This is a genomic window from Speluncibacter jeojiensis, from assembly GCF_029589495.1.
GTDB classification, from domain to species: Bacteria; Actinomycetota; Actinomycetes; order Mycobacteriales; family Mycobacteriaceae; genus Speluncibacter; species Speluncibacter jeojiensis.
The window spans coordinates 774,815-797,679 of sequence record NZ_JAAIVF010000001.1; the positions used below are offsets into that span (position 1 = coordinate 774,815).

The 22,865-nt window shown below is 68.7% G+C and carries 19 protein-coding genes and 1 pseudogene; 2 read left to right on the top strand and 18 right to left on the bottom strand.

Annotated elements, in window-relative coordinates; genetic code table 11:
• Positions 1-48 precede the first annotated feature (48 nt).
• The 9 genes from G4X40_RS03170 to G4X40_RS03210 all read right to left on the bottom strand — a co-directional run bounded on the left by G4X40_RS03170 (position 49) and on the right by G4X40_RS03210 (position 8,253).
• On the bottom strand, positions 49-786 hold the full coding sequence (locus G4X40_RS03170) for an SDR family NAD(P)-dependent oxidoreductase (RefSeq protein WP_277830102.1): 738 nt from the start codon (positions 784-786) through the stop codon (positions 49-51).
• Positions 787-811: 25 nt separating this feature from the next.
• Positions 812-1,621 (bottom strand): enoyl-CoA hydratase/isomerase family protein, encoded by an 810-nt coding sequence (locus G4X40_RS03175; RefSeq protein WP_277830103.1) that lies wholly within the window; start codon positions 1,619-1,621, stop codon positions 812-814.
• Positions 1,622-1,818: 197 nt separating this feature from the next.
• On the bottom strand, positions 1,819-2,235 hold the full coding sequence (locus G4X40_RS03180; protein ID WP_277830104.1) for a VOC family protein: 417 nt from the start codon (positions 2,233-2,235) through the stop codon (positions 1,819-1,821).
• Between the two features lie 84 nt (positions 2,236-2,319).
• Complete coding sequence (locus tag G4X40_RS03185) at positions 2,320-3,417, bottom strand: ABC transporter ATP-binding protein (RefSeq protein ID WP_277830105.1); 1,098 nt, start codon at positions 3,415-3,417, stop codon at positions 2,320-2,322.
• On the bottom strand, positions 3,414-4,979 hold the full coding sequence (locus tag G4X40_RS03190; RefSeq protein ID WP_408642102.1) for an ABC transporter permease: 1,566 nt from the start codon (positions 4,977-4,979) through the stop codon (positions 3,414-3,416). The genes G4X40_RS03185 and G4X40_RS03190 overlap by 4 nt, the downstream gene beginning before the upstream one ends.
• Before the next feature lie 58 nt (positions 4,980-5,037).
• Positions 5,038-6,060 (bottom strand): iron ABC transporter substrate-binding protein, encoded by a 1,023-nt coding sequence (locus G4X40_RS03195; RefSeq protein WP_277830106.1) that lies wholly within the window; start codon positions 6,058-6,060, stop codon positions 5,038-5,040.
• 138 nt (positions 6,061-6,198) lie between these two features.
• The gene (locus G4X40_RS03200) at positions 6,199-7,089 is read right to left on the bottom strand and encodes a PaaI family thioesterase (RefSeq protein ID WP_277830107.1); all 891 of its coding nucleotides are present in this window, start codon (positions 7,087-7,089) and stop codon (positions 6,199-6,201) included.
• 85 nt (positions 7,090-7,174) lie between these two features.
• Positions 7,175-7,726: a DUF3558 domain-containing protein gene (locus G4X40_RS03205; RefSeq protein ID WP_277830108.1), complete on the bottom strand. Its 552-nt coding sequence runs from the start codon at positions 7,724-7,726 to the stop codon at positions 7,175-7,177.
• Complete coding sequence (locus tag G4X40_RS03210; protein WP_277830109.1) at positions 7,723-8,253, bottom strand: DUF3558 domain-containing protein; 531 nt, start codon at positions 8,251-8,253, stop codon at positions 7,723-7,725. The genes G4X40_RS03205 and G4X40_RS03210 overlap by 4 nt, the downstream gene beginning before the upstream one ends.
• Positions 8,254-8,305: 52 nt before the next feature.
• Between G4X40_RS03210 and G4X40_RS03215 the strand changes: the two genes are divergently transcribed.
• Positions 8,306-9,064, top strand: coding sequence for an acyl-[acyl-carrier-protein] thioesterase (locus tag G4X40_RS03215; RefSeq protein WP_277830111.1), 759 nt, complete (start codon positions 8,306-8,308; stop codon positions 9,062-9,064).
• A gap of 14 nt (positions 9,065-9,078) precedes the next feature.
• Here G4X40_RS03215 and G4X40_RS03220 read toward each other — a convergent pair whose 3' ends face one another.
• From G4X40_RS03220 to G4X40_RS03230, 3 genes are all read right to left on the bottom strand, one after another.
• Positions 9,079-9,303: an FmdB family zinc ribbon protein gene (locus G4X40_RS03220; protein ID WP_277830112.1), complete on the bottom strand. Its 225-nt coding sequence runs from the start codon at positions 9,301-9,303 to the stop codon at positions 9,079-9,081.
• 125 nt (positions 9,304-9,428) lie between these two features.
• On the bottom strand, positions 9,429-10,967 hold the full coding sequence (locus G4X40_RS03225) for a DHA2 family efflux MFS transporter permease subunit (RefSeq protein ID WP_277830113.1): 1,539 nt from the start codon (positions 10,965-10,967) through the stop codon (positions 9,429-9,431).
• Entirely contained in the window at positions 10,964-11,434 is a 471-nt protein-coding gene (locus tag G4X40_RS03230; protein WP_277830114.1) for a MarR family winged helix-turn-helix transcriptional regulator, read from the bottom strand. The genes G4X40_RS03225 and G4X40_RS03230 overlap by 4 nt, the downstream gene beginning before the upstream one ends.
• A 163-nt stretch (positions 11,435-11,597) precedes the next feature.
• Between G4X40_RS03230 and G4X40_RS03235 the strand changes: the two genes are divergently transcribed.
• Positions 11,598-12,089, top strand: coding sequence for a SixA phosphatase family protein (locus tag G4X40_RS03235; protein ID WP_277830115.1), 492 nt, complete (start codon positions 11,598-11,600; stop codon positions 12,087-12,089).
• A 33-nt stretch (positions 12,090-12,122) separates the two neighbouring features.
• Here the strand turns inward: G4X40_RS03235 and G4X40_RS03240 are convergent, their stop codons facing one another.
• The 6 genes and pseudogenes from G4X40_RS03240 to rpoB form a co-directional block, all read right to left on the bottom strand.
• Positions 12,123-13,349, bottom strand: a complete 1,227-nt coding sequence (locus G4X40_RS03240) for an NAD(P)/FAD-dependent oxidoreductase (RefSeq protein WP_277830117.1) — start codon at positions 13,347-13,349, stop codon at positions 12,123-12,125.
• Positions 13,346-13,540 carry a rubredoxin gene (locus G4X40_RS03245; protein WP_277830119.1) on the bottom strand — a complete coding sequence of 65 codons (195 nt, stop codon included), beginning with the start codon at positions 13,538-13,540 and terminating at the stop codon, positions 13,346-13,348. Before G4X40_RS03245 ends, G4X40_RS03240 begins: the two co-directional genes overlap by 4 nt.
• Before the next feature lie 61 nt (positions 13,541-13,601).
• Positions 13,602-13,766: pseudogene (locus G4X40_RS03250) on the bottom strand (rubredoxin); the annotation flags it as partial.
• Positions 13,763-15,046, bottom strand: coding sequence for an alkane 1-monooxygenase (locus G4X40_RS03255; protein WP_277830121.1), 1,284 nt, complete (start codon positions 15,044-15,046; stop codon positions 13,763-13,765). The gene G4X40_RS03255 and the pseudogene G4X40_RS03250, both read right to left, overlap by 4 nt.
• 250 nt (positions 15,047-15,296) lie before the next feature.
• Entirely contained in the window at positions 15,297-19,229 is a 3,933-nt protein-coding gene (locus G4X40_RS03260) for a DNA-directed RNA polymerase subunit beta' (protein WP_277830122.1), read from the bottom strand.
• A 127-nt stretch (positions 19,230-19,356) separates the two neighbouring features.
• A complete protein-coding gene (gene rpoB / locus G4X40_RS03265; RefSeq protein WP_277830124.1) occupies positions 19,357-22,863 on the bottom strand; it encodes a DNA-directed RNA polymerase subunit beta in 3,507 nt (1,168 codons plus the stop codon).
• Positions 22,864-22,865 lie beyond the last annotated feature (2 nt).

Here is a 22,865-nt window from a genome sequence, read left to right on the forward strand (position 1 = left end):
TCCTGTCAGTGGGTGTAGGTCATGGCGTCTCCTCGGGTGCCGGGGTGCTCAGCCGGCCATCGTCAGGCCGCCGCTGACACTGAGCACCTGCCCGGTGATGAACGACGCGGCGTCCGAGGCGAAGAACAGCACCGGGGCCGCGACCTCCTCGGGCCGGGCGAGCCGGCGGAACGGGATGGCACGGGTCAGCGCCTCCTTGAGCTTGTCCGGCTGCGCCTGGAACAGCGGGGTGTCGGTCGGTCCCGGACAGACACAGTTGGCCGTGATGGCGTACCTCGCCATCTCGCGGGCCAGCGACTTGGTCAGCGCGATCACTCCGCCCTTGGCGCCGGCGTAGATCGTCTCCCCCGCGCTGCCGACCCGTCCGGCGTCGCTGGCCAGGTTGACCAGCCGCCCACCGGTTCCCGATCCGACCATGCCCGGAAGGAAGACGCTGCACATGTGCACCGGACCCAGGTAGTTGATCGCCACCACCTTCTCGGCGAACTCGGCTGTCGCATTGAGGAATTGATCCGTACGGTCCCATCCGGCGGCATTGACCAGGATCGACGGCGTGCCGACGGTCGCCTGGACCTCGTCGCGCAGGGACTCGACCTGCGCCCGGTCCGCGACGTCGACCCGCATGGCATGGATCCGGCCGGGCCGGGTCTCGGCGGTGCGCTTGGCCCCATCCAGGTCCAGGTCCGCGGCGACGACGGTGTCGCCGCGGTCGGCCAGGCCCAGCGCGATCGCCTTGCCGATTCCCGAGCCGGCTCCGGTGACCACAGCAATGGTGTTGTCAGACATCAGCTTTCACTCCTGTCGAAACTGGTCAGGCCGGGTCTGCGGGGGCCGACGGGAAGTTCGGTGCGCGCTTCTCGCGTAGCGCGGCGGCACCCTCAACGACGTCCGTGCCCATGAAGCAGAGCATTTCGTAGGCCGCCGACTGGTCGAAGATCGGTCCGGCCATGCGCAACCAGTTGTTGAGCGCCTTCTTGGTCAGGCGGATCGACGGCTGCGAGCCGGTGGCCAGCCTGTCGGCGACCGCCAGCGCATCGGAGAGCACCTGCTCGCGCGGGACCGCCTTGCTGACCAGCCCGATGCGTTCGGCCTCGATGCCGCCGATCATCTCCCCGGTGAGCAGGTAGTACTTGGCCTTCGCCATCCCTGCCAGCAGCGGCCACAGGATCGCGGCGTGGTCGCCGGCGGCCACCCCGAGCTTGACGTGCCCATCGCCGAGCTTGGCGTCCTCCGCGCAGATGGAGATGTCCGAGAGCAGCGCCACCACGGTGCCGGCGCCGACCGCCACCCCGTTGATCGCCGCGATCACCGGCTTGGTGCAATCGATCAGGTTGTAGACGAGCCGGCTCATCTCTTCGAGCATGTGCGCCACCCGCTCGTGGTCGCCGGCCATCCGCTCGACCATGCCGAGGTCCCCGCCCGCCGAGAAGGCCTTGCCCGCCCCGGTGACGACTGCGACGCGGGTGTCCGGGTCCGCCGACACATCCGCCCACACGCGGGCGAGCTCCCCGTGCATCTGCTCGTCGGCCGCGTTGTACTTCTCCGGCCGGTCCAGCGTGATCAGCAGGACCCCGTTGTCGCGCCGCTCGAAGGTCAACTGCTTGTAACCGGTGAAATCCATGACTGCCGTCCTCGGATGGTGGATCGCGGGCCCGCCGCCCGCAGAAATGAATGCTCATTCACTGGTCATGAATGTAAGTTCATTCCGAGAGGGTGTCAAGGGTCACACTCCGGTCCGGGGTGACGCCAGACGAAGGCGCCGACACAGGTCTCGGCGCGGATCCGGCCGTCAGCTCAGGTCGATCAGGCCGGCGCCGATCACGATTCGGGCTCGCCCGCGATGTTCACCAGCCAGCTCACGCCGAACCGGTCCACGCACATGCCGAAGGTGTCGCCCCACGGCGCCTTGTTCAGCGGCATCGCGACGGTCCCACCGTCGGAGAGCTTGTCCCAGTAGCGGCGCAGCTCGGCCTCGTCCTCGCCGCTGAGCGACACCGAATAGTTGGTCCCGGGCGTGTAGTCCATGCCGGCCGGGGTGTCCGAGGCCATCAGCACCATGCCGCCCGGGGTGGTCAGCATCGAATGCATGACCTTGTCCTTCTCGGACTCGTCACCCATCTGGAACTGGCCGAACGTCGTCATGATCAGGTCTCCGCCGAAGACCGACTGATAGAACTCCATCGCGCGCAGGGCGGTGTCGCGGAAGCTCAGGTACGGGTTCAACGTGGCGCCCATGGGATCCTCCGGATCGTCGGGTGGGGTCACCGTTGAGTATCCGGCGTCCGCGATCGCGGGGCAGCGGGTTTCGGCAGGTCCGCCCTATCCGACCCGGACCGCCTCGCCGAGCACGTGCAGGCTGACGTCGGCGCCGACCTCGGGGGCGACGACGCTGACCGTCCGCACCGACAGCACGCCGTCGGTCCGCTCCGAGCGGTAGCGGGCCCGCACCTCGTCGCTCGGGGTCAACCGGATCTGCAGCAGCGAGTCGTGGCCGAGGAATTCGCGTTCGAGCACCACGGCGTTCGTCGCGTCCGAGCCCGGGGTCCCTGACCCGTGCGCTGTGCTCGTGGGCGTCGCCACGATCTGTTCCGGCCGCAGCATGATCCGGGTGTCGCCCAGCGGGGTGTCCGCCGGCACCGGCACCGGCCCGAGCGGGCAATCCGCCGTCCCCGCCGTGCTCACCCGCGCCGGCAACATCACCACATCGCCGAGGAACGTGGCGGTGAACAGGTCGGTCGGCCGGGCGTAGAGCTCCTGCGGCGGTCCCACCTGGGTCAGTCTGCCGGACTTCATCACCGCGACCTGGTCGGCGAACGACAGCGCCTCCTCCTGGTCGTGCGTGACCAGCACGGTCGTCACCCCCGCCTCACGCAGCGTCGCGGCGACCGACTTGCGCATGCTCGCCCGCAGCCCCGCGTCGAGCGCGGTGAACGGCTCGTCGAGCAGCATCAGCCGCGGCTCGCGGGCCAGCGCCCGCGCCAGCGCCACCCGCTGCTGCTGCCCGCCGGACAGCTCGTCGGGCCGCCGCGACGCGAACTCCGGGTCCAGCGAGACCATCTCGAGCAGCTCGCCGACCCGCTTCGTCGACCGCCGGGCGCGCAGCGGCAGCCCGAACATGACGTTCTGCCGCACGGTCAGGTGCGGGAACAGGGCCCCGTCCTGGGCGACGTAGCCGATGCCGCGCTTGTGCGCCGGGACCACCGCGGCACCGGAGGCGATCTCGGTCCCGCCGAGCTCGACGACGCCGGCGTCGGGCACCTCGAAGCCGGCGACGATGCGCAGCAGCGTGGTCTTGCCGCAGCCCGACGAGCCGACGATCGCGGTGGTGCTGCCCTGCGTGACCGTCAGGTCGATGCCGCCGAGCACCTCGACGACGCCGAAGCTCTTGGTCACGGAACGCACGACGAGGCTGCTCATACGCCGGCCACCTTCTGGGATTGTCGGAACAGCAGATACGTGATCGGCAGCGAGACGACCACCATGATCAGCGCGAACGGCGCGGCGGCCGAATAGTCGAGCTCGCCGGTGAGCGCCCAGAACCGGGTGGCCAGTGTCTCGGTGCCGGTGGGCGTGAGCATGAGGGTCGCGGTCAGTTCGGTGGCGATGGCCAGGAACACCAGCGCGATCCCGGACGCCGCGGCCGGGGCCGTGAGCCGCAACGTCACCCGGGCGAACGCGACCAGCGGCGGCCTGCCGAGCGACCGCGCCGCCTCCTCGAGTTCGACCGGCACCTGCGCCAGCCCGGCGCGCAGGTTGACCAGCGCGCGCGGCAGGAACATCAGCGCGTAGGCGACGAACACGACCGTCGTGGTCTGGTACCACGGGTGCAGCCAGTTGATCGTGACGGTGATCAGCGCCAGCGCGACGACGATGCCCGGCAGCGAACTGGTGATGTAGTTGCAGCCCTCGACGATCTTCGTGAAGCGCCCCGGGAACCGCACGGCCAGCCACGCGGTCGGGAACGCCAGCACCACGGTGACGACGCCGCCGATCAGCCCGTACTGCAGGGTCTGCCCCAGCGCCGGCAGCATCTCGGCGCCGTCCCACACCCCGGCGCCGCCGCGGACCAGCCACCGCCCGATCACCCACAGCGGCACCCCGAGTGCGAGCACCAGCAGCGCGGTCAGCGCCGCGAACGCGGGCAGTTGCCGCCAGCCGAGCCGGGTGCGCCCCGCGCGTCGCCCGGTCCCCGACCCGACCCGGGCGTAGCGCGCCCGCCCACGCGAGACCGCCTCGAGCAGCAGCACCAGCAGGCAGCACAGCACAAGCACGGCGGCGAGCATGGTGCCGGCCGCGCCGTCGAAGGTGGACTGGAACTGCTCGAAGATCGCGGTGGTGAAGGTGTCGAAACGGATCATCGCGAACGCGCCGTACTCGGAGAGCAGGTGCAGCGCGACCAGCAGCGCGCCGCCGAGCACCGCCAGCCGCAGCTGCGGCAGCACCACCCGGAAGAACACCGCCCACGGCCCGCAGCCGAGCGCCCGCGCCGACTCCTCCACCTCGGCGTCGAGCCGGCGCAGCGCCGCCAGCACCGGCAGGTAGACCAGCGGGAAGTACGACAGCGTGGCGATCAGCACGCCGGAGAACAGCCCGTGCAGCGACGGGATCACCGTCACCCACGCGTAGCTGTTGACGAACGCGGGCACCGCCAGCGGGGCGGCCAGCGCCGGCGCCCACAGCCGCGAGCCGAACACGGTGGTCCGCTCGACCAGCCACGCGGCGCCCACCCCGAGCACCACGCACAGCGGCACGGTCACCGCGACCAGCAGCCCGGTGTTGACCAGCAGCTCCCCGACCCGGCCGCGGAAGACCAGCTCACGGATGGTGTCCCAGCCGGCGCCGGCGGTCTCGACCACGACGAAACCCAGCGGCACGAACGCAGCGGCGACCATCAGCGCCACCGCGAGCACGACGAGGCCAGGGGGGCGTGGGCGGGTGCCCACGCCTCCCGGGCGCAGTCGTTGCGACAGCGCGGTCATCGCGGACGGGTCGTCGCAGTGGAGCGGTCATGCAGTGGAGCGGTCATGACGGGACAGCTCAGATCAGGCCGGCCTGGGTCATCAGCGTGGTGACCTCCTTGCCGTTGAGCTTGGCCGGGTCGACCGCCGGGGACTGCAACTGGTCGAGCGGCACCAGCTTCGGGTTCGCCGCCACACCGCTGGCCACCGGGTACTCGAACGAGGTGCCGGTCTGCAGGATCTGCTGGCCCGCCTTGCCGGTGATGAATTTCAGGAACCGCTGCGCCTGCTCCTGGTGCTTGCTCGACTTGAGCACGCCGCCGCCGGAGATGCTCACGAACGCGCCCGGATCCTGGTTCTTGAAGTACTCGAGCTGCGTGTTGTTGCTGTTCTCGCCGCCCTTGGCCTGGTCGCCGAACCAGTAGTAGTGGTAGATCACGCCGCCGTCGATCTCACCGGCGTTCACGGCCTTCATCACGGCCATGTTGCCCTTGTAGGCCTTGGCGTTCTGCTTCATGCCGTCGAGCCAGGTCTTGGTGACCTCCGGGCCCTTCAGTTCGAGCAGCGCGCTGACGATGGCCTGGAAGTCGGCGCCGGCCGGGGAGGCGCCCCAGCGGCCCTTCCACTCGGGGTTCTGCAGGTCCAGCAGTGACTTGGGCAGCTGGTCCGTCTTCAGCTTGTCCTTGTTGTAGACGAACACGGTCGAGCGGGCCGCGATGCCGGTCCACAGGCCGGTCGACGGACGGAACTGGGCAGGCACCTGGTCGAGGGTGGCCTGGTCGACGGGGGCGAACAGTCCCGCGTTCTCGACGGTCGTCATCGACGGGGAGTTCTCGGTGAGGAACACGTCCGCCGGCGACTTGTCGCCCTCGGCAACAATCTGGTTCGCCATCTCGCTGTCGTCGCCGTTGCGGACGTTGACCTTGATGCCGGTTTCCTTGGTGAACTCGTCGACCCAGGACTTGGTCAGCGACTCGTGCTGCGCGTTGTAGACGGTGATCTCGTTGTCGCCGCCGCCCGAGTTGCTGCCGCACGCGGCCAGCCCCACCACGGTCACCGCGGCGAGTGCACCGACCGCGACCTTCCTCCAGTGCTTGTTCATGGCTACCTTTCGCTGCAGTCGTCGCGGCCGAGTGGTGACCCGACACACCACATCCGCGCTTAGGCGATGCTAACCGCAGCAAGGTTAGGCTGTACTGTCACCCCGGCTCGCGGCCCGGAAGCGTGCGGGACGAGGCCGCTACATGCGGTGCACGGTCGCGAACGAGCGCGCCATCAGCTTGCCGTTGCTCGACCCGGTCAGCCGCGTCTCCACCAACTCGATCCGGCGACCCACCCGCACGACCTCCGACTCGATGTGGATCTCGGGACCGGTCAGGCTCGGCGACCGCACGAAGTCGGTGCGCAGGTCGAGCATCCGGTACCGCTGACCCGGCTCGGTCACCGTCTGCGCGGCCAGGCCGCTGAGCAGGTCGGCGGCGGCGAACAGCACGCCACCCTGCACGGAACCCAGCTCGTTGCTCATCCACAGCTGCGGGGCCAGCGCACCGGTCACCAGGCCGGTGTCGACCACCCGCAGCTCCACCTGCAGCAGATCGGCCAGCGGCCCCCGCGCGACGTCGCCGAACGCGATCGCGCGGACCACGTCCAGCCCGTAGCGGCCGTCCGGCTCCGGCTCGAGGCGAGCACCCGACGGCGGCACCTGGGTGAGCGCCTCACCGACGGCGGACGAGTCGACAGGGCGGGTCACCACGATGCCGCGCGCGACCGCGGTCGCGCAGACGTTGCCGTCCGCATCGAGCAGCTCACCCGAGCCCAGGCCGACTCCGGCGTCGCTGTCGAAGTTCAGCATCCGGCCGGTGACCGACACCTTGCCGTCGAGCGGCAGCGTGCTGGCCGCGGAGACCGACAGCGAGGACGCCACCGAGTGGCCGCCCGGCGGCAGCGCGTGCAGGACCGCGCCGGCGACCGCGGTCTCGAGCAGCACACCGACCGCACCGAGCGGCATCACACCGCGATGGTCGAGAAAACGGGGGCCCAGCTCCTGGGCGTAGGTCAGTCCGGTCTCGCCGCGGTCCTGCAAGGTGACACCCATGGCGTCGTTCACGCGGTCGACCGAGGGGGGCTGCACGTCGGGCCTCATGCAATCTATCTACCCGGCCGCTGTGCACCGCGGCGCACCGGGTCCGGTCACCGGGCAGCTTTCACCGCGACGGTCACTGGTTCCGGTTCAAGCTCAGCTCGGCGAGCCGCTGCGCGGCGGCGCACGGGTCGCGGCCGTCGGCGCGGTACTGCACCCACCACCCGATCACCCCGGCGTCGGTGGCCATGGTGGTGACACCGCACGCACTCGGGTCGTCGTGCGGCCGGACGGTGATCGCCTGCACGCCCGACACCCGGCTGTCCGCGACCGCATAGCCGAGTCGCTGCGTGGTCGCGCGTTCGGTCGCCAGTGTGCCGCGCTCGAACCAGTGGAAGGTCACCCATGCGGTGCCGTTGTCGATCGACCAGCGGCAGATCGCGCCGAAGAACTCGTTGGTGATCGAACTGCCGCCGACCACCTGGGTGATCGTCTGGTCGGGCACGGTCTTGCACTCCTGCAGCAGGTTCCGGAAGTTGCCCGGCTCCGCGCCGGACCCCCCTGTGCCCGGTCCTGCAGCGCCGGACGGTCGGGCGCTGCCGGTCACCGTGTGCGAGCAGCCGGCGCAGGCCAGGAGCAGCACCAGCGCGGCCGCGCCGAGCGCTGTCCGGATCGGCCGGGCGGTCACGAGGCGCGCTCCACGGTCAGTCCGGCCAGCTTCGTGGCGATGTCGCACACGTTGGTCCCGGACGGCGCGATGAGATAGCGGATCGACCACAGGAAGAAGTCGTCGCCGAGGCCGACACCGACTTCGCAGAGGTTGTTCAGGTCTCGAGACGAGAACCCCCGATGCCCGCCGACGGTGATGTCCCGGATGTCGCGGCCGGTCGCCGAGTCCAGCGCGCGCTCGCGGCCGATCGGGCTGCCGCGGTACCAGGAGAAGCTCAGGTCGGCGGTCTCCCCGGGCGCCATCCATTGGCAGCCGACGGGGTTGCGCAGGATCACCACGGCCTGCGGCAGGTCGGCGATGTGTGCGGCCTCGGCGTCCGTGACCGACCCGCACTGCCCCAGGAACGGCCCGGGCTTTGCGGCCGCTTCCGGCGGGTGCGGCGTACCGGCGCCCTGCGGCGACGAGGCCGAGCAGGCGGAGGCGGTCAGCGCGCCGACGACCAGCAGCGCCGACGCCGCCGTGCGCACCCCTGTCCACCGCCCCACGAATCGGCACTCTACCAACGCAAACGCGCCCGGACCTGTCACAATCACCGACGTGGACACGACCCGCACGCTGCCCCCGTGGCCCGCCGGCGCACCACTTTTCGAGACGTCCCGACCGGTGCGGACCGGCGACGTGGACGCGGACCGTCGGCTGCGGCTCGACGGGGTGGCCCGCTATCTGCAGGACATCGGCTGGGACAACCTGGACGCCATCGGCCTACGCGAGGTCCATCCGCTGTGGATCGTGCGGCGCACCGTCATCGACGTCCTCGTGCCGGGCACCTTCCCGGACCGCGTGCGCCTGCACCGCTGGTGCTCGGAGCTGTCGAACCGCTGGTGCCACATGCGGGTCGACGTCGACAGCGACGGTGGCACCGACATCCGCACCGAGGGGTTCTGGATCAACATCAGCCCCGACACCGGCATGCCCACCCGGATGGCGGACGAGTTCATCGAGCCGCTGCTCGAGCACACCACCGAACACCGGCTCCGGTGGCATCGGCGGCTCACCGCCGCCAAGCCGGAGGCCGAGGCGCCGGGAGTGCAGGTGACGCCGTTCCCGTTGCGGTTCACCGACGTCGACCTGCTCGGTCACGTCAACAACGCCGTGTACTGGCACGCGGTCGAGGAGCATCTGTCCGACCGGCCCGATCTGATGGCCGCACCGCACCGGGCGACCATCGAATACCTCAGCCCGGTCCTGGGCACCGACTCGCTGCGGCTGTGGGTCGCGCACGGCGACGCGGCGGTCGACCTGTGGTTCGAGGTGGACGGCGAGCTACGCGCCCAGGCGCGGGTCGAGGCGCACTGAGCGATCGCCGCCGGTCACCCGCAGCACCCGCCCCCGCAGCAACCGCCGCCCGACGCCGGGGCAGGAGCCGCGGCGGCGGCCGGTGCACCGCCGCCGCGCGTCACGCCGAAGGTGGACAGCAGCTTCACGGTGTCGGCGTGCCCGTGCGGGCACGGTGCCGCCGCGCTCGCCTCGGACATCGGGCGGCTCAGCTCGAACGTGTGGCCGCACTCGCGGCACTTGAAGTCATAGCGGGGCATGCGAGGCAGACTATCCGGCCGCCGCGACAGCGCCTGCGGCCACCGATCGAAGGACCCTGAAACGCCGAGACCGGCCCCGCACGTCGCGTGCGGGGCCGGTCTCGGGACTGCTGGTGCAGCGCCGGTCAGTGCATCAGCGCGGGCGCGGGCTCGTCCACGTCCGTCGGCACGATCCGCTTGCGCGGCAGGAAGAACGCGGGGATCAGCGTGACCGCCAGCACAACCGCAGCGACGGTGAACGTGTGCGAGAACGCCTCGGCGGCCTGGTTCAGTCCCGTCTCGACCGCACCTGCCGGCAGCTTCAGCTTGTCGGCGAGGGACGGATCCTGCTGGACCGCGATCGCCGGACCGGACAGCGGCCGCGACTGCATCTGGTTGGTCAGCACGACCGACATGATCGCGGTGCCGATCGATCCCGCCGTCTGGTTGACGATGTTCATCAGCGTCGAACCCTTGGCGATGGCGTGGTCCTTCAGCGTCGCCAGCGCGGCGGTCATGTTCGGCATCATCGTGCAGCCCATGCCGAGACCCATCACGAACAGCGCGCCCAGCAGCAGCCAGTACGGCGTATCCGCGGTCAGCTGCGTGAAGCCCGCCATGCCGATGACCATCACCACGATGCCGGTGAGCACGATCTTGCCGGGACCGATCTTGTCGACCAGCTTGCCCGCGATCGGCATGGTGATCATGGCGCCCAGACCCTGCGGCGCCAGCAGGATGCCGGCACTGAGCGTGGTCTCGCCGCGCACCTGCAGGAAGTAGCTCGGGAACAGCAGCCCGGCACCCATGAAGGCGATCACGAAGAAAACCATGGTCAGTACCGCGAAGGTCAGCTGACGGTTCTTGAACAGGTGCAGATCGATCAGCGGGTGCTTGACCCGCAGCGCGTGGAACACGAACGCGACGATCAACACCAGGCCGATGATCGCGGGCACCAGCACCCGGGTCGCCGCGACGGTGTGCTCCTCCGGGATGGACGAGACGCCGAACAGGAACAGCGCCAGGCCGGGCGAGAGCAGCAGCATGCCGAGGAAGTCGAACGACTCGGACGGCTCGGGGTTGTCCTTGGGCAGCAGCTTGATCGCCGCCGCCAGCGCGACGATGCCGATCGGCAGGTTGATCAGGAAGATCCAGTGCCAGCTGGCGCTCTCGATCAGCCAGCCGCCGAGGATCGGGCCGGCGATCGGGCCGAGCAGCATCGGGATGCCCAGCACGGCCATGACGCGACCGACCCGCTCGGGGCCGGCGGCACGGGTCATGATCGTCATGCCCAGCGGCATCAGCATGCCGCCACCGAGACCCTGGAGGACACGGAAGGAGATGAGCGACTCGATGTTCCAGGCCGTGCTGCACAGCACCGATCCGGCCACGAACAGCACGAGCGCACTCATGTACAGCCGTTTGGTGCCGAAGCGGTCCGCCGCCCAGCCGGTCACCGGGATCACGGTCGCGAGCGCGAGCGTGTACGCGGTCATCGTCCACGCGACGTTCGCGTAGGTGGTGTCGAATTCCTTCATGAACGTCGGCAGCGCGACGCTGACGACGGTCACGTCGAGGATCGACATGATGGCACCGAGCACCACCACGCCGGCAACCTTCAGGACTGCGCTGTCGAGCTTGTCGGAGTCCGCGCCCGGCGGACTCGTCGTGGATGGGTTACTCATGCGGGGGTTTCCTCCCTGTGCGCCCTGAGGCTGGTTCCTTCGAGAATCGGGTTGAGAGCGTTGAGCAGCCGTTCGGCGTCCGTTACCGGCAGCCCCTCGGCGAATTCGCGCAGCACGTCGCGTTGCATCTCGATGTGCCGGCCGGCCAGCGACTTGCCTTCGTCGGACAGCGAGATCCGCTTGATGCGGCGGTCCTTGCTGTCCCCGCGCCGGTCGACCAGTCCGTCGCTGACCAACTGGTCGACTGCCCGGCCGGCGGTCGCCACCGACAGATTCAGCCGACCGGCGACCTCGTTGATCGGCACCGCCTCGCGGCACTCGGCGAGCGCGAAGAGCACGCGCACCTGTGAGAACGAGAGATCGAGATCGGCCATCGCCGCGAGCGCCTCGCCCTCGGCTGCGAAGAACAGCCGCCTGAGGAACTCCTCGAGCGAGGAGAACAGTCCCTGCGAGATCTGTGGCGACATTTCACAAATACTAACGGCCATGCAACTATCGCGACAACGCGAGCAATTGTGACGCTGCCCACGTGCACCGCGTCTACCACGACACCACGGCTGCGGGTCCCGAGCAAGCGAATTTCCGGTGCGGACCCGGGCAGGTGACGACGCGCTGAGGCAGACTCGGTTCATGACGCGGACCCTGATCTTGATGCGGCACGGCAAGTCCGACTACCCGCTGGGCGTCTCCGACCACGACCGCCCACTCGCGCCGCGCGGCAGGCGGGAAGCCGCATTGGCCGGGGACTGGCTGCGCACGGAACAACCGCCGATAGACGCGGTGCTGTGCTCGACCGCGCTGCGGACCCGCGAAACTCTCGACACCACCGGCATCGAGGTGCCCGTCCAGTTCTGCACCAACCTGTATGACGCCGACGCCGGCGAGGTCATCGCCGAGGTCGGCTACACCGACGCCGAGGTGCGGACCCTGCTGGTCGTCGGGCACTTCCCCGGAGTTCCCGAGGCGGCCTTGACTCTCGACGGCGGCGGCAACACCGCACTGTCCGACCGGATCCGCACCAAGTTCCCCACCTCGGCGCTCGCGGTGCTTGACGTGCCCGGCGACTGGGGCGACATCGCCGACACCGGTGCCGCGCTACGCACGTTCCACGTGCCGCGCTAGCTGCTCACCCGCGGACAGACCGGCTCGGCACGGTCAACTCGCCAACGCCGCCAGGTCGGTGTGCGGGTCGAGCAGCGCCTCGGCCGCGACGACACCACCGCGGCCGATGAGCATCCGGACGGTCCGGGTGTCCTTGGGTCGGCCCATCGTGATCGCGCCGACGATGCGACCGTCGCGCCGGCACAGTGCGGTGAAGTCGCGCTCGTCGATGCTGCCGCGCACCAGCAACTCGTCGTCCGCCTCCGGCCAGCCGGCGACCTGGATGCCCCGGCCGAACTGGTTCGACCACGCCCAGGGCACCACGTCGAACGGCGATCCGGCGCCGAGCAGCGAGCGTGCGACCGCGGTGCCGTGATCCTGCGCGGTGTTCCAGTGCTCGCCGCGGTAGCGCCCCCCGAGCACCGTATTGGGCACGCTGGCGACGTCACCGATCGCGAACACCCCGTCCACGGTGGTCCGCAGCAGTTCGTCGACGACGATCCCGTTGTCGATCGCCGCACCCGCCCGCGCGCCGAGTTCGGTGTTGGGCACGGTGCCGATCGCGACGACCGCCGCGTCGGCCCGCCACCGCCTCCCGTCGACGGCGATGGCCGTGACAGTGTCCGGGCCGGCCTCGACCCCGGCCAACGCCACCCCGGTGTGCAGGTCGACGCCGGCTTCCCGGTGCAGCCCGGCCAGCGCCGCACCCACCGGCGCCGGGACCAGCCTGGCCAGCGGCCGATCCGCCGCCTCGAGCACGGTGACCGCGCAGCCGAGCTCGCGGGCCGTCGACGCGACCTCGGAGCCGATCAGCCCGCCGCCGATCACCAGCAGCGACGACCCCTCCCGCAGGCGACCGCGCAGCGCCGGCACATCGGCGTGCCGGCGCAGATGGTGCACGCGCGGGGAGGACACGCCTGGCAACATCCGGGGCCGACCGCCGGTGGCGAGCACCAGCGCGTCGTAGCCGAGGACGCCCCCGTCGCCGAGCGCGACCGTGCGCGCGGACGGGTCGATGTCGATGACCGTCTCCCCCACCCGCAGGTCGATGTGCTGCTCGGCCCAGTAGGCAACAGGCTTGAGCCCGGCGCGGACGATGTCGGTCTTTCCGGCCAGCAGGTCCTTCGACAGCACCGGCCGTCGGTACGGCGCCTCGGCCTCGTCACCGACCAGCGTGATCGTGCCGGTGAACCCGCCGCCGCGCAGTCCCTGCGCCGCGGTCGCGCCGGCCACTCCGGTGCCGACGATCACCACCCGGCCTGCTCGGTCGAGCGCGGTCATGACCGGGCGACCTCGACCATCTCGAAGTCGGCCTTCGCGGCGCCGCAATCAGGACACGACCAGTCGTCGGGGATCTCGTCCCAGCGGGTGCCGGGCGCGATGTCGTCCTCCGGCCAGCCCTCGGCCTCGTCGTATTCGAATCCGCACTGCAGGCAGCGAAACAGCTTGTAGGCGGTTGTCGACTCACTCATGGCGTCTCCTCGGTCGATCGGTGGTCGGGGTAATCGGCGGTCGCGGCCGGGGGGGGCACGGTGCGGGTGCCGGGGTGAAGTCGACCTTCTCCCGCACACCGCAGTCGGGGCAGCACCAGTCGTCGGGCACGTCGACCCACACGGTGCCCGCGGGGAATCCCTCGCGCGGCGCGCCCTGGGCCTCGTCGTAGACGTAGTCGCAGACCGGGCAGACGTAGGCGCTCATGCTCGTGCCCCCGTGGTTCCGGCCCCCGTGGTTCCGGCAGCGCGCGTGGCGTCGGTTTCGTCCGTGACGCCGTAGCGCGCCAGGATCTTCGCGCGTTTGCGGGGCGCGATGTTGACCTTGGTGATGTCGCCGCCGTAGTGCGCGAGCACCCGGCGGTCCATGACCTTGCGCCACAGCGGCGGGAAGTACGCCAACGCGATCATGGTCGCGTAGCCGGCCGGCAGTTCCGGCGCGACGTCCATGCTGCGCAGGGTCTGGTAGCGCCGGGTCGGGTTGGCGTGGTGATCGCTGTGCCGCTGCAGGTGGTAGAGGAAGACGTTGGTCGCGACCCGGTCCGAGTTCCAGCTGTGCGCCGGGGTGCACCGCTCGTACCGGCCGCTCGCGGTCTTCTGCCGCAGCAGCCCGTAGTGCTCGAGGTAGTTCACGGCCTCGAGCAGTGCGAAGCCGAACACCGCCTGCACGATCAGGAACGGGATCACCTCCGGGCCGAACACCGCGATCAGGACAGCGAACAGCACCGCCGACATCAGCCAGGCATTGAGCACGTCGTTCTTGATGCTCCAGTGGCTCTTGCCGAGCCGCTCGAACCGAGCCTTCTCGAGATGCCATGCGGACTTCAGACTCCCCCAGACGCTGCGCGGGAAGAACTCCCAGAACGTCTCACCGAAGCGCGAGCTGGCCGGGTCCTCGGGAGTCGACACCCGCACGTGGTGGCCGCGGTTGTGCTCGATGTAGAAGTGGCCGTAGAACGACTGCGCCAGCGTGATCTTCGAGATCCAGCGCTCGTTCTCCTCCTTCTTGTGGCCGAGTTCGTGGGCGGTGTTGATGCCGATGCCGGCGACGCAGCCGATGCTGATCGCCAGCCCGATCTTCGAGACCAGGCCGAGCCCGCCGTCGATGCCCAGCCAGCTCAGGTCGGTCGCGGTCCACAGGTAGCAGCACATGACCAGCGACGCGATCTGGAACGGGAAGTACAGGTAGGTGATCCAGCGGTAGTACCGGTCACGCTCGAGGTACTCCATCACCTCGTCGGGCGGATTCTGCCCGTCGACGCCCGAGATCAGGTCGATGGCCGGGATCAGTAAGTAGACCAGGATCGGCCCGATCCACCACACGACCGGGCTGATCGGCGCGGCCGGCGTGAGGTTCAGCGCCCACACCAGCAGCACCGCCAGGAACACCGCGCTCGGCGGCACCAGTCCGAACAGCCAGAGGTACCGCTTGCGGTCCCGCCACAGCGCCACCTCGCCGTCGGGCCGGGTGAATGTCAGCGCGCCCACGACACGCCCCTCTCTCTCGTGCAGGAAGCCTACGAATCACTGGATCACGTCTCATCAAGAAACATTTACCTGTGTTATGTCGTAACGTTAGACATATAACGTTATCGTGTCAACGGCGGTCGGCGACGGAGTGGAGGTCCGGTCGATGCGTGGCCCAGCCGCGAAAACGCACAAACGCCAGAACGCACAAACGCCAGTGCCCCGGGAATGCAATGCATTCCCGGGGCACTGGCGTGTCAGTGGAGCGTGACTACCGGTAGTCGGTGCTGAACCCGTAGTCGTCGAGCGGAACCGCGGCACCAGTCGTGGTGCCGAAGCCCATGTCCGGGCTGTAGTACTGATCGTCGTAGGCGGGCACCGCGTAGGCGGCGGCGCGAGCCTCCTCGGTCGGCTGGACCTGGATGTTCCGGTAGCGGTTGATGCCGGTACCGGCCGGGATCAGCTTGCCGATGATCACGTTCTCCTTGAGACCGATCAGCTTGTCCGAGCGGCAGTTGATCGCCGCATCGGTCAGCACGCGAGTGGTCTCCTGGAAGGACGCCGCCGACAGCCACGAGTCGGTCGCCAGCGAGGCCTTCGTGATGCCCATGAGCACCGGACGACCGGCCGCCGGCTCGCCGCCCTCGGCGACGACGCGGCGGTTGCTCGCCTCGAACTCCGCACGCTCGGCCACCGACCCGGGCAGGAACTCCGTCGCGCCCGAGTCGATGATCGTCACGCGGCGCAGCATCTGCCGCACGATGACCTCGATGTGCTTGTCGTGGATCGACACACCCTGGCTGCGGTAGACCTCCTGGACCTCGTTGACCAGGTGGATCTGGACCTCACGCGGACCCATGACGCGCAGCACCTCGTGCGGATCGGCAGCACCTTCCATGAGCTGCTGACCGACCTCGACGTGGTCACCGTCGGTGAGCAGGCGCTCGCTGCCGTCGGTGTGCTTGAACACGCGCAGACGCTGACGCTTCGAGAGCTTGTCGTAGACGACTTCCTCGCCACCGTCATCGGGGATGATGGTGATCTTGTAGAAGCGGTCGTCGTCCTCGAGACGCACCCGGCCGGAGACCTCGGCGATCGGCGCCTTGCCCTTGGGCACGCGCGCCTCGAACAGCTCCTGGACACGCGGCAGACCACCGGTGATGTCGGCCGCGCCGGCCGCACCACCCTGGTGGAAGGTACGCATGGTCAGCTGAGTACCGGGCTCACCGATGGACTGCGCCGCGACGATGCCGACGGCCTCGCCGATGTCGACCAGCTTGCCGGTCGCCATCGAGCGGCCGTAGCAGGTCGCGCAGACGCCGGTGCCGGTGTTGCAGGTCAGGACCGAGCGGACCTTGACCTTGGTGACGCCGGCCGCGAGCAGCTTCTCGATCGCCGGGTCGCCGAGGTCGGATCCGGCCTCGACCACGACGTTGCCGTTCTCGTCGAGGGCATCCGTGCACAGCGTGCGTGCGTAGGTGCTGGTCTCGACGTGCGCGTCACGGATCAGCGAGCCGTCGGCCTGCTTCTCCGCGATCGTCATGATGATGCCGCGCTCGGTGCCGCAGTCGTGCTCGCGCACGATCACGTCCTGCGAGACGTCCACCAGACGACGGGTCAGGTAGCCCGAGTCCGCGGTACGGAGCGCGGTGTCGGCCAGACCCTTACGGGCACCGTGGGTGTTGATGAAGTACTCCAGCACGGTCAGGCCCTCACGGAACGAGGACTTGATCGGACGCGGGATGAACTCACCCTTCGGGTTGGTGACCAGACCCTTCATGCCCGCCAGCGACCGAACCTGCGTCATGTTGCCGGCGGCGCCGGACTTCACGATCATCGGGATCGGGTTGTCGTCGGGGAAGTGGGCCTCCATGGCCTTGCCGACCTCGTCGGTGGCCTCGGACCAGATCTTCACCAGTGCGCTGTTGCGCTCGGCGTGGTTGAGCGCGCCACGCTGGTACTTCTTCTCGATCTGGTCGGCCTGCGCCTCGAACCGCTCCATGATCTGCGGCTTCTCCGGCGGCACCAGCACGTCGGCCATCGACACGGTCACACCGGAGCGGGTGGCCCAGTAGAAGCCGGCGTCCTTGAGCTTGTCGACGGTCTGCGCGACGACGATCATCGGGTAGCGCTCGGCGAGATCGTTGATGATCGCGGCCTGGCGCTTCTTCGGCATGACCTCGTTGATGAACGGGTAGTCGTGCGGAAGCAGTTCGTTGAACATCACGCGGCCCAGCGAGGTCTCGCACAGCCAGCCCTGGCCGGCGGTCCAGCCCTCGGGGAACAGCTCGGCCTCGACGTCGGCCGGCGGACGCTGCTGCGACAGCCGGATCTTGACGGTCGCCTGCACCGACAGCACGCCGCGGTCGACGGCCATGATCGCCTCGGCGGGGTTGGCGTAGACGCCGCCCTCGCCCAGCGCGCCCTCGACCTCACGGGTCAGGTGGAACAGACCCGTGACCATGTCCAGACGCGGCATGGCCAGCGGGCGGCCCGACGCCGGCGACAGGATGTTGTTCGAGGACAGCATCAGGATGCGCGCCTCGGCCTGCGCCTCCGCGGACAGCGGCAGGTGCACGGCCATCTGGTCACCGTCGAAGTCGGCGTTGAACGCCTCACACACGAGCGGGTGCAACTGGATGGCCTTGCCCTCGACGAGCTGCGGCTCGAAGGCCTGGATGCCCAGGCGGTGCAGGGTGGGCGCACGGTTGAGCAGCACCGGGTGCTCGTTGATGACCTCTTCGAGCACGTCCCACACCTGCGGGCGCTGACGCTCGACCATCCGCTTGGCGGACTTGATGTTCTGCGCGTGGTTCAGGTCGACCAGACGCTTCATCACGAACGGCTTGAACAGCTCGAGCGCCATCAGCTTCGGCAGACCGCACTGGTGCAGCTTGAGCTGCGGGCCGACAACAATGACCGAACGGCCCGAGTAGTCGACACGCTTGCCGAGCAGGTTCTGACGGAAACGACCCTGCTTGCCCTTGAGAAGATCCGACAGCGACTTGAGCGGGCGGTTGCCCGGTCCGGTGACAGGGCGGCCGCGGCGGCCGTTGTCGAACAGCGCGTCGACGGACTCCTGCAGCATCCGCTTCTCGTTGTTGACGATGATCTCGGGCGCGCCGAGGTCGATCAGTCGCTTGAGGCGGTTGTTGCGGTTGATCACACGACGGTAGAGGTCGTTCAGGTCGGAGGTGGCGAAACGGCCACCGTCGAGCTGGACCATCGGGCGCAGCTCCGGCGGGATCACCGGGACCGCGTTGAGGACCATGCCCATCGGCGAGTTGCCGGACTGCTGGAAGGCCGCGACGACCTTCAGACGCTTGAGCGCGCGCAGCTTCTTCTGGCCCTTGCCGCTGCGGATCGTCTCGCGAAGGCTCTCGGCCTCGGCGTCGATGTCGAAGTTCTCCATCAGCTTCTGGATGGACTCCGCGCCCATCGCACCGGTGAAGTACTCGCCGTAGCGGTCGATCAGCTCGCGGTAGATGAGCTCGTCGACGATCAGCTGCTTGGGGGCCAGCTTGGTGAAGGTGTTCCAGATCTCCTCGAGCCGGTCCAGCTCGCGCTGGGCACGGTCACGGAGCTGACGCATCTCGCGCTCGCCGCCGTCCTTGACCTTGCGGCGCACGTCGGACTTGGCGCCCTCGGCCTCGAGCTCGGCCAGGTCGGCCTCGAGCTTCTGCGCGCGGGCCTCGAGATCGGCGTCGCGCTGGTCGGCGACCGTCTTCTTCTCGACGTTCATCTCGGCCTCGAGCGTGGACAGCTCGTTGTGGCGCAACTCGTCGTCGACACCCACGATGACGTAGGCGGCGAAGTAGATGATCTTCTCGAGATCCTTCGGCGCCAGGTCCAGCAGGTAGCCGAGCCGGCTCGGCACGCCCTTGAAGTACCAGATGTGGGTGACCGGGGCGGCCAACTCGATGTGCCCCATCCGCTCACGACGGACCTTGGCACGGGTCACCTCGACGCCGCAGCGCTCGCAGATGATGCCCTTGAAGCGCACACGCTTGTACTTGCCGCAGTAGCACTCCCAGTCCCGGGTGGGACCGAAGATCTTCTCGCAGAACAGGCCGTCCTTCTCGGGCTTGAGCGTGCGGTAGTTGATGGTCTCCGGCTTCTTTACCTCGCCGTAGGACCAGTTGCGGATGTCCTCCGCGGTCGCCAGACCGATGCGGAGTTCATCGAAGAAGTTGACGTCGAGCACGTAACTTCCTTTCCCCAGAGGGATTGCGGATCAGCGGGCGTGGTTGCCGCTTGTCCTGACTGCCAAATTCAAATGTGCTCTAGCGCCCCCGGGCCGCGCACCGTGTGCCCGGCCCGGGGACCGAAAACTAGTTCGCCAGGTCGTCGACCGTGGCCGCCTCGTTCCGGGAAAGGTTGATGCCCAGGTTCGCCGCGGCCCGTTCGAGGTCCTCGTCGTCGCTGTCCGCCATCGCTATGGCGGCACCGTCGCTGGAGAGCACCTCGACGTTCAGGCAGAGCGACTGGAGCTCCTTCAAGAGCACCTTGAACGACTCCGGGATCCCCGGCTCGGGGATGTTCTCGCCCTTGACGATCGCCTCGTACACCTTCACGCGGCCGACCACGTCGTCCGACTTGATGGTGAGCAGTTCCTGCAGGGTGTAGGCGGCGCCGTAGGCCTGCATGGCCCAGCACTCCATCTCACCGAAGCGCTGGCCACCGAACTGGGCCTTACCGCCGAGCGGCTGCTGGGTGATCATCGAGTACGGACCGGTCGAACGCGCGTGGATCTTGTCGTCGACGAGGTGGTGCAGCTTGATGATGTACATGTAGCCGACCGCGACCGGGTACGGGAACGGCTCGCCGGAGCGGCCGTCGAACAGGGTCGCCTTGCCGTTGCCGTCGACCATCCGCTCGCCGTCACGGTTCGGCAGCGTCGAAGAGAGCAGCCCGGTGAGCTCCTCTTCCTTCGCGCCGTCGAACACCGGGGTCGCGGTGTTGGTGTCGGCCTCGACGTCGTACATCTCCTCGGACAGGCCCTGGGCCCATTCCGGATTGCCCTCGATCTTCCAGCCGGATTTCGCGATCCACCCGAGGTGGGTCTCGAGAACCTGGCCGATGTTCATACGACGGGGCACGCCGTGGGTGTTGAGGATGATGTCGATCGGGGTGCCGTCGGGCAGGAACGGCATGTCCTCCTGCGGGAGGATCTTGCCGATGACGCCCTTGTTGCCGTGGCGGCCGGCGAGCTTGTCGCCGTCCTGGATCTTGCGCTTCTGCGCCACGTAGACACGGACCAGCTCGTTGACGCCCGGGGGCAGGTCGTCGTCGTCATCGCGGGAGAAGACCCGGATGCCGATGACCTTGCCGGACTCACCGTGCGGCACCTTCAGCGAGGTGTCGCGGACCTCGCGCGCCTTCTCACCGAAGATCGCGCGCAGCAGCCGCTCCTCCGGGGTCAGCTCGGTCTCGCCCTTCGGGGTGACCTTGCCGACCAGCACGTCGCCGTCACGGACCTCGGCACCGATGCGCACGATGCCGCGCTCGTCGAGGTCGGCGAGGACCTCGTCGGAGACGTTCGGGATGTCCCGGGTGATCTCCTCGGCACCGAGCTTGGTGTCGCGGGCGTCGATCTCGTGCTCCTCGATGTGGATCGAGGTGAGCACGTCCTCCTCCACGAGGCGCTGCGACAGGATGATCGCGTCCTCGTAGTTGTGGCCCTCCCACGGCATGATCGCCACGAGCAGGTTCTTGCCGAGCGCCATCTCACCGTTCTCGGTGCAGGGGCCGTCGGCCAGGACCTGGCCGGCTTCGACCCGCTGGCCCTCGTCCACGATCGGACGCTGGTTGGCGCAGGTGCCCTGGTTCGAGCGCGCGAACTTGCGCATCTGGTAGGTCTTGCGGCTGCCGTCGTCCGCCATGACGGTGACGTAGTCGGCCGAGACCTCCTCGATGACACCGGGCTTCTCGGTGACCACGACATCACCGGCGTCGACGGCGGCACGCAGCTCCATGCCGGTGCCGACCAGCGGCGACTCGCTGCGCACCAGCGGCACCGCCTGACGCTGCATGTTCGCGCCCATCAGCGCGCGGTTCGCGTCGTCGTGCTCGAGGAACGGAATCATCGCGGTCGCGACGGAGACCATCTGCCGCGGCGAGACGTCCATGTAGTCGACCTCGGACGAGGAGACGTACTCGACCTCGCCGCCCTTCTTGCGGACGAGCACCCGGTCCTCGAGGAAGTTGCCCTCGGCGTCGGTCGGCGAGTTCGCCTGCGCGACGACGTGACGGTCCTCCTCGTCGGCGGTCAGGTAGTCGATCTGCTCGGTGACCTGGCCGTCGACGACCTTGCGGTACGGGGTCTCGATGAAGCCGAACGGGTTGACCCGCGCGTACACCGACAGCGAGCCGATCAGGCCGATGTTCGGGCCTTCCGGCGTCTCGATCGGGCACATGCGGCCGTAGTGCGACGGGTGGACGTCGCGGACCTCGAGGCCGGCGCGCTCACGGGACAGACCACCGGGGCCCAGCGCCGACAGGCGGCGCTTGTGGGTCAGGCCCGAGAGCGGGTTGTTCTGGTCCATGAACTGCGAGAGCTGAGAGGTTCCGAAGAACTCCTTGATCGCGGCCACGACGGGGCGGATGTTGATCAGGGTCTGCGGCGTGATCGCCTCGACGTCCTGGGTCGTCATCCGCTCGCGGACCACGCGCTCCATGCGGGACAGGCCCACACGGATCTGGTTCTGGATCAGCTCGCCGACCGTGCGCAGACGACGGTTGCCGAAGTGGTCGATGTCGTCGACCTCGACGGGGACCTCGACGCCGCCGGGGGCCGTCATCGTGGTGTCGCCGGCGTGCAGGCGGACCAGGTACTCGATGGTCGCGACGATGTCTTCCTCGGTGAGCACCGAGGCCTCGATCGGCTGACCGGCGTTCAGTCCGAGCTTCTTGTTGATCTTGTAACGACCCACGCGGGCGAGGTCGTAGCGCTTCTCCTTGAAGAACAGGTTCTCCAGCAGGGTCTGCGCGCTCTCCTTGGTCGGCGGCTCGCCCGGGCGCAACTTGCGGTAGATGTCGAGCAGCGCCTCGTCGGGGCCGGCGGCGCTGTCCTTCTCGAGGGTCGACATCATGATCTCCGAGAAGCCGAAGCGCTCGGTGATCTGCTCCTTGGTCCACCCGAGCGCCTTGAGCAGCACGGTGACCGGCTGGCGGCGCTTACGGTCGATGCGCACACCGACGGTGTCGCGCTTGTCGACGTCGAACTCGAGCCAGGCGCCACGGCCCGGGATCACCTTGACGCTGTGCAGCGTCTTCTCGGTGGTCTTGTCGATGGTGTCGTCGAAGTAGACGCCCGGCGAACGGACCAGCTGGGACACGACGACACGCTCGGTGCCGTTGATGATGAACGTGCCCTTGTCGGTCATCATCGGGAAGTCACCCATGAAGACCGTCTGCGACTTGATCTCACCGGTGTTGTTGTTGATGAACTCCGCGGTGACGAACAACGGCGCCGCGTAGGTCATGTCCTTGTCCTTGCACTCCTCGACGGAGGCCTTGACCTCGTCGAAGCGCGGGTCGGAGAAGGACAGCGACATCGATCCGGAGAAGTCCTCGATCGGGGAGAGCTCGGTAAGGATCTCCTCGAGTCCGCCGGTGGCGGCATTGTCGCCGCGCGCTGCGACTCGCTCGCGCCAGCGCTGGGAACCGACCAGCCACTCGAAGGAGTCAGTCTGGAGATCGAGCAGCCCCGGCACCGGAAGCGGCTCGCGGATCTTCGCGAACGAAACCCTCTTTGGTGCGCCCGGGATGTCAACCCCTTCGGCGTTGGCTACTGACTTGGTCTGGCGGGAGACTGCCAAGATGCGTCCTTCCAGCACCT